Source organism: Ancylomarina sp. YFZ004, from assembly GCF_054254355.1.
Genome location: NZ_JBTCHQ010000038.1, coordinates 1 through 829 on the forward strand (window position 1 = coordinate 1; position 829 = coordinate 829).

Here is an 829-nt window from a genome sequence, read left to right on the forward strand (position 1 = left end):
GCCACCTGTTCCATCAACATCAGTCACATCGATTTGGAAGTCAGCTGCAATTACACTTGAATCTGTACTTCTTGCTTCTATGCGAATATTATGAAATTCATCAGTTTCAAAATTGATCAAAGCTGCATTGGCAACAGTAACAATTCCTGTTGTGATATCTATTTTAAATCGTCCGCCTGCATTATCCAATAGGAAGTAAGTGATATTATCACCATCAGCATCTGTGGCAAGCGCAGTAATATGAACTGGCTGATCATTGGTGATATTCTCACTAATACTGTTTCCATCAAAATCGATATCACGAAGATCAGTGATCGCATTATCTGTATCACCACCTGTTTCGTCAACATCTGTGACGTCAATTCTGAAATCAGCTGCAATTACAGATTCATCTGTACTTCTTGCTTCTATGCGAATATTATGAAATTCATCAGTTTCAAAATCTATTAAACTGGCATCGGCAACAGTAACAATTCCTGTTGTCTCATGAATCTTAAATCGTCCGCCTGCATCATCCAAAAGGAAGTAAGTGATATTATCACCATCAGCATCGGTGGCAAGCGCAGTAATATGAACTGGCTGATCATTGGTGATATTCTCACTAATACTGTTTCCATCCAAATCAACATCACGAAGATCAGTGATCGCATTATCTGTATCGCCACCTGTTCCATCAACATTTGTGACGTCAATTCTAAAATCAGCTGCAATTACAGATTTATCTGTACTTCTTGCTTCTATTCTAATATTATGAAATTCATCAGTTTCAAAATCGATCAATGCTGCATTGGCAACACTTACAACACCTGTTGTTTCATTGATCTTGAAA

Annotated in this window: 1 protein-coding gene; it reads right to left on the bottom strand. The window is 37.5% G+C overall.

Annotated elements, in window-relative coordinates:
- A partial coding sequence (locus ACXR6G_RS20110) for a cadherin repeat domain-containing protein (protein ID WP_458363245.1) occupies positions 1–829 on the bottom strand: 829 nt, incomplete at both ends.